The sequence below is a fragment of the Microbacterium sp. zg.Y909 genome, assembly GCF_024626565.1.
The window spans coordinates 1-3174 of the sequence record NZ_JANJFJ010000457.1 but is presented as its reverse complement, the minus strand read 5'-3'; the positions used below and the strand labels follow the sequence as shown (position 1 = coordinate 3174).

At 68.7% G+C, this 3174-nt stretch carries 3 protein-coding genes and 1 pseudogene; 2 read left to right on the top strand and 2 right to left on the bottom strand.

The features are described 5' to 3' along the window. On the bottom strand, positions 1-197 hold a 197-nt coding region (gene rpsF / locus NQ160_RS21250), incomplete at its 3' end, for a 30S ribosomal protein S6 (RefSeq protein WP_257516052.1). 324 nt (positions 198-521) lie between these two features. Here rpsF and NQ160_RS21245 point away from each other — a divergent pair. Next, the gene (locus NQ160_RS21245) at positions 522-1733 is read left to right on the top strand and encodes a DUF3137 domain-containing protein (RefSeq protein ID WP_257517061.1); all 1212 of its coding nucleotides are present in this window, start codon (positions 522-524) and stop codon (positions 1731-1733) included. After that, positions 1730-2872 (top strand): hypothetical protein, encoded by a 1143-nt coding sequence (locus NQ160_RS21240; protein ID WP_257517060.1) that lies wholly within the window; start codon positions 1730-1732, stop codon positions 2870-2872. The genes NQ160_RS21245 and NQ160_RS21240 overlap by 4 nt, the downstream gene beginning before the upstream one ends. A 96-nt stretch (positions 2873-2968) precedes the next feature. Here the strand turns inward: NQ160_RS21240 and NQ160_RS21235 are convergent. Beyond that, a pseudogene (locus NQ160_RS21235) lies at positions 2969-3174 on the bottom strand (CCA tRNA nucleotidyltransferase); the annotation flags it as partial.

The following is a 3174-nucleotide window of genomic DNA, read 5'->3' as shown; positions in this document are numbered from 1 at the left end:
GCGGACTCGCTGCTCGCGGTGAAGTTGACGACGGCGTAGACGCCCTCGGTCTTCTTCTGGATCTCGTATGCGAGACGGCGGCGACCCCAGATGTCGACGTTGTCGATCGTGCCACCATCATTGGTGATGACCTTGAGGAACTTCTCAAGATTGGTGGCGACGAGGCGCTCGTCGATCTCGGGGTTGAGGATCACCATCAGTTCGTACTGGTGGATGTGCGTCACTTACCCACCTCCTTCGGACTAGAACGGCTCCCGGGCATTTCCCGGAAGCAGGAGGGTGTGTGCACTGCCCGTTCGCATGCGCCGAGTGGCACGGTGAACGGACAACCTCGACAGTCTAACGGATGCCGCCCCACGCGTGCGACCGCGCGATGCGTGGATGCCCCGCACGGCATCCTCCCCCGGCATTCGATAGCGTGAGCGCGTGCAGGGGGACATGTTGGGGGACCAGTCGATGTCGACGCGCGACGTCCGTGCGTTGCTGGACACCCGGCCGCACCACCTGGGGGAGATACTGCGATGACGACACCTGCGGCATCCGTTCCGTTCGATACGCGCGCGCTGACCGAGCCGGTCGATCGCGCCGCGATCAAGGCCCACAAGCAGCATCTGGTGACCTCCGGGCGCGCCCCGTACAACGTGGGACTGCCGATCACGGTGATCATCCTCATCGTGGTGGGCGTGATCATGGTGACCGGCTTCGGGAGCCTCGGCGCGGTCTTCTTCGCCATCGCCTCCTCGACGGGAGAGGGGTTCGGGGTGGTCGCGCTCCTGCCGCTGCTGCTCGTGGCCGCCGTCTTCACGATCGTGATCGTCGTCATCGTGCGGTCGTCGCGTGGCAGTGGGGAACGTCGGTATCGGCTCGACCGGTTCGCGGCATCGAACGGGCTCACGTTCTACCCCGAAGCGAAGAACCCGCCGCTGCCGGGTCTGATCTTCCATCAGGGGTCCGCCCGCACCGCATCGGAGATTCTGCGTGGCGGGCAGCCGCGGTGGGTCGAGTTCGCCAACTACCGCTATACGACCGGGTCCGGCAAGAACAGCACCACCCACAAGTGGGGGTACATCGCGATCAGGCTGAACACGCCGTTGCCGCACATCGTGCTGGATGCCGTGGGCAACAACGGCCTGCTGGGCTCGAACCTGCCGGCCGCGTTCGACAAGGAGCAGCGACTCAGCCTCGAGGGCGACTTCGACCGCTACTTCACGCTCTACTGCCCCGCCGGCTACGAACGCGACGCCCTGTACCTGTTCACGCCCGACATCATGGCCCGCTTCATCGACAACGCCGCGGCCCTCGACGTCGAGATCGTCGACGACTGGCTGTTCCTCTACGCCCGGCGCGACTTCTCCACCCTGGACCCTCGGATGTGGGCCTGGCTGTTCTCCGTGGTGGGGGCCATGCTCGACAAACTCGCGCAGTGGGAGCGGTGGCGCGACGAGCGGCTGGCCCAGCCCGAGCAGCACGCGCATGCGCTCGCGACCGCTCAGGCGGGGCACGCGGCCGCCCAGGCGGAGCCCGCTCTCGCCGGGGGCGCCCAGACGCTTCCGTTCACCCCGCCGACCGAGTCGCTGCGCCCGCCGCTCGGCGTCGCGCAGCAGGGGCAGCGCCTGCGGCGGCGCGTGCCGTGGGGGGCCATCATCGCGGTCGGACTGTTCGGCCTGCTGTGGCTCGGGATGCAGTTGTTCATGCAGACCGGGATGTTCGGCCTGCTCGGCGGAATGCGGTGACGCACCCCACGACGGCGGCATCCGTGCCCTTCGACACCCGACCGCTGACGCAGCGCGTCGATCGCGCGGCCGTCCGCGCGTTCTCGAAGGAACTGCGCGCGTCGGGGCGGACGCAGAACGAAGTGACGGCCAGCATCGTGGGATTCGGCGTGGTCCTGGTGTTCTTGGCGGGGATGATGCTGATCGGGGCGGTGACGTCCCGGTCGTCGTTCCTCGTCGAGCTGTCGGAGATGGCGCCCTTCTTCGTGGTGCTGTCGGTGGCGGCGCTGTTCGGCGTGGTGGTCACCTTCTTCTCGCAGATGCGCGCGGCGACCCGGCGCTATCGGCTCGACCGCTTCGCCCGCGCGAACGGGATGAGCTACACCCCGCAGCGGGCGAACCCGTCACTGCCCGGGATGATCTTCAACACCGGCTCTCGCCGGCAGAGCTTCGACCTGGTGCGCGGTGACGAGCCTCGGGCCGTCGAGTTCGCCAACTACGTGTACACCACCGGCTCCGGGAAACACCGCAGCACCCATCGGTGGGGGTACGTCGCCGTGAAGCTCGACACCCCGCTGCCGCACATCGTGCTGGATGCCACCGGCAACAACAGCCTGTTCGGATCCAACCTGCCGACGCTGTACACGAAGCAGCAGCGTCTCAGCCTCGAGGGCGACTTCGACCGCCACTTCGCGCTGTACTGCCCCGAGGGGTACGAGCGGGACGCCCTGTACCTGTTCACCCCCGACGTCATGGCGAGGTTCATCGACAATGCGGCGGAACTCGACGTCGAGATCGTCGACGACTGGCTGCTCATGTACACCAAGCGCAACGCGAGCACGACCGACCCGGCCACCTGGGAGTGGCTGTTCGGAGCCGTGGCGGCCGTGCTCGACAAACTCGACCAGTGGGAACGCTGGCGCGATGAGCGGATGCTGCAGGCGGCATCCGGCGACGGCCATGCGGCGTTCTCGGCGGCGACGGGGAGCAGGACGGCGGGGTCGCTGCCGTTCACCCCGCCCGCCGGGCTGCTGCGCCCGCCGCCCGGCGTCGCGCCCGAGGGACGCCGCCTGACCACGCGATTCCCCTGGCTGCTGACCGGCCTGTGCGTTGTCGCGGTGGCGGTGCCGTGGCTGCTGGACCTGTTCAGCGCCGGGTGAGCACCCGCGCGGCATCCGCGCGCGCGAGCCGGTGAGACGAAACCGGGGCGCCGAGACCCTGGGTGACACCCACCGTTTCGGCGGCCCGCTTTCGTCTCACGGGTTCGCCGGCGGGCGGGAAGCCCACCAGGCGCGCAGGCGCTGCTCGGCCTCGGCCTCGTCGACGACGCCCTCGTCCAGGCGCACGTCGAGGAGGAACCGGTACGCCTCTCCGACGACCGGCCCGGGCGGGATGCCGAGGATCTCCTGGATCCGGTTGCCGTCGAGGGCCGGGCGCATCGACTGCAGCTGCTCCTGCTCGG

What these genes read in the sequence shown, in the direction of transcription:
- NQ160_RS21245 (WP_257517061.1), top strand. Translation starts at nt 522, where the DNA reads ATGACGACACCTGCGGCATCCGTTCCGTTCGATACGCGCGCGCTGACC.